Origin of the sequence: Nocardia sp. NPDC050630 (genome assembly GCF_044457245.1) — a bacterium.
Lineage (GTDB): Bacteria > Actinomycetota > Actinomycetes > Mycobacteriales > Mycobacteriaceae > Nocardia.
In genome coordinates this window covers 1-2,553 of the sequence record NZ_JBITGN010000062.1, presented here as the reverse complement: position 1 = coordinate 2,553, position 2,553 = coordinate 1, and the positions used below count along the sequence as shown (strand labels likewise).

Annotated in this window: 2 protein-coding genes; both read left to right on the top strand. The window is 65.7% G+C overall.

What is annotated here, in order from left to right:
* Positions 1–208 precede the first annotated feature (208 nt).
* Complete coding sequence (gene istA / locus ACIBG0_RS42175) at positions 209–1,681, top strand: IS21 family transposase (RefSeq protein WP_397041272.1); 1,473 nt, start codon at positions 209–211, stop codon at positions 1,679–1,681.
* Positions 1,678–2,451, top strand: a complete 774-nt coding sequence (gene istB, locus ACIBG0_RS42170; RefSeq protein WP_397041270.1) for an IS21-like element helper ATPase IstB — start codon at positions 1,678–1,680, stop codon at positions 2,449–2,451. The genes istA and istB overlap by 4 nt, the downstream gene beginning before the upstream one ends.
* Positions 2,452–2,553 lie beyond the last annotated feature (102 nt).

Below are 2,553 nucleotides of genomic sequence, written 5' to 3'. Positions count from 1 at the left end.
TGCTAGCGGACACGTGATAATCCGGCTGGGCGGACATTTGGCTCCGGGCTGGCGGACATGATTTCTCCGGATCGGCGGACATCTGGATCTCTGGGACACGCCTGAATAAATGCGAAACGGGACCTCTTCGGGCGAGTTGGCTGGCGGTGTGTGATCGCTTGCCAACTGCGTCGAAGGGATCCCGTTGACCAAGTCTGACAGGAAGATCATGGAGATTCTGGAAGCGTTCGATCTGACGCGCTGCGCGCATTCGGCGGCAGCGTTGTCGGGGGTGGATGAGAAGACCGTCGCCCGGTATGTCGCGATCCGCGACGAGGGGTGTGATCCGCTGGCCAGGCCGCGTAGGTCGCGGTCGATCGACCCGTTCATGGGCAAGATCGAGGAATTGGTGGACAAGTCCCAGGGCAAGATCCGTGCTGATGTCGTGCATCAGCGGTTGGTCGCGATGGGGTTCGAGGGGACCGACCGGTCGACGCGGCGCGCGGTCGCGGAAGCGAAGGCGACGTGGAAGGCCGGCCACCGCAGAAAATATCGGCCGTGGCTGCCCGAGCCGGGCATGTGGCTGCAATTCGATTGGGGCGAAGGCCCGCGAGTGAATGGGCGGCGGACCCAGTTGTTCTGCGCGTGGCTGGCGTGGTCGCGGTATCGGGTGGTGATCCCGTCGTGGGATCAAACCCTGGGTTCGCTGGTACTCGGGATAGATGTGACGTTGCGCCGGATTGGTGGTGCGCCAACGTATTTGCTGACCGACAACCCGAAAACGGTGACGGTGGACCGGATCGCCGGGCTGCCGGTGCGGCATCCGGAAATCGTTGCGGCCGGGCGGCATTACGGCTGCAAGGTCGAGACCTGTGAGCCGTTCGATCCGGAATCCAAGGGCGGAGCCGAGCACACGGTGAAGATCGCGAAAGCCGATCTGGTGCCGACCACGGCGAACCTTCTGCCGGAATACTCGTCGTTCACCGAACTGGCCGACGCGTGCTGGTCCTGGTGCGAACGGGTCAACGCGCGCCCGCATCGCGAGACCGGCCTCGCGCCGATCACCCGGCTCGCGGTAGAGCGGGCGCATCTGCATGTGCTGCCCGGCGCGCCGCATGCCATCGCGCTCGGCGAGGAGCGCCTGGTCGGTGACGATCAGACCATCCGGTGGGGATCGGTGCGGTATTCGACCCCAGACGGATACCAGGGACAGAAAGTATGGTGCCGCGTCGCCGGTGAGGAATTGGTGATCACCGGGCGAAATCCATTGGGGCTGGCCGAGATCGCCCGGCATCGGCTCTCGACACCGGGCAATCCGCGGATCCTCGATGAGCACTACCCGCATCACGAGGGCGGGGATCTGCCGCGGGTGCGGAAACTGCGACCGCGAACGGTCGAGGAGATCGCGTTCCTCGACCTCGGTGAGGGCGCGCGCCGCTGGCTGACCGAGGCATCCGCGTCCGGAGTGTCGCGGATTCGCGCGAAGATGACTCGCGCGCTCGAGCTGGCCGCGCTCACCGGCGCCGACGCGGTCGAGGAAGCACTCGGTGTCGCCGCGGTCGCGGGCCGCTTCGACGACGGTGATCTCGCCTCGATCCTCGATCATCTGGCCCGCTTCTCCGGCTTGGCCGAGGTGGTGCGCGCCGACGAAGCGCACTCGGTCCAGCCCGGAACCGCTGGTTGGGGGAGGTTCGGCGCATGAGTTCCCCGAAAGCCCCGGTGCTGCCGGAGGAATTGGACAAGATCTGCCGCCGGATGCGGTTGCCCTATCTGCGCAAAGCCGCGCCCGACGTGCTCGCGACCGCGCGAGCTCAACGCTGGGATCCCGCCGAAGTGCTGCGAGTGCTGCTGAGCGAGGAAGTCTCCGGCCGTGATTCGGCGACGCGGCGCCAACGCCGCAAGACCGCGAATTTCCCCACCGGCAAAACGTTCTCGTCCTGGCTGCCGGAGGAATCGACCATTCCCGAGCCCACCCAGAACGCCCTGGCGACTTTGGAATGGATTGGGCGACACGAGAATCTTGTGGTCGCCGGAGCCTCCGGCACGGGCAAGAGTCACTTCGTCGAAGCGCTCGCGCATTCGGCGATCGAGAACGACCTGCGGGTCTCGTGGTTCACCCTCGAATCCCTCGCGGCCACCATCGGCAAGGCCAAAGCCGACGGGTCGATCGCCCGCGCGGTCGCCCGCATCTGCTCCTGCGACCTGATCGTCTGTGACGACATCGGGATGCTGCCCGTCGGCCCGGAGGCCGCCGAGGCGTTCTACCGCGTGATCGACGCCGCATACGAGAGGCGTTCCATCGCGGTGACCAGCAATATTCATCCCTCCGGATTCGACACGATCATGCCCAAGACCTTGGCCACCGCGGCAGTGGATCGGCTCCTCCATCACGCGCATCTCGTGCTGACAAAAGGGGACTCACACCGCTTGGCCGAAGCCCTCGCTGGCAAAGGCGTGATGCCCTTGGCCTGATCACTCACCCGGAGAACTGATGTCCATCAGCCCGGAGATCTGCTGTCCGCCCAGCCGGACCCGCCGAATCCATCCGCCCGGATGTCCCGATGTCCGTTGACA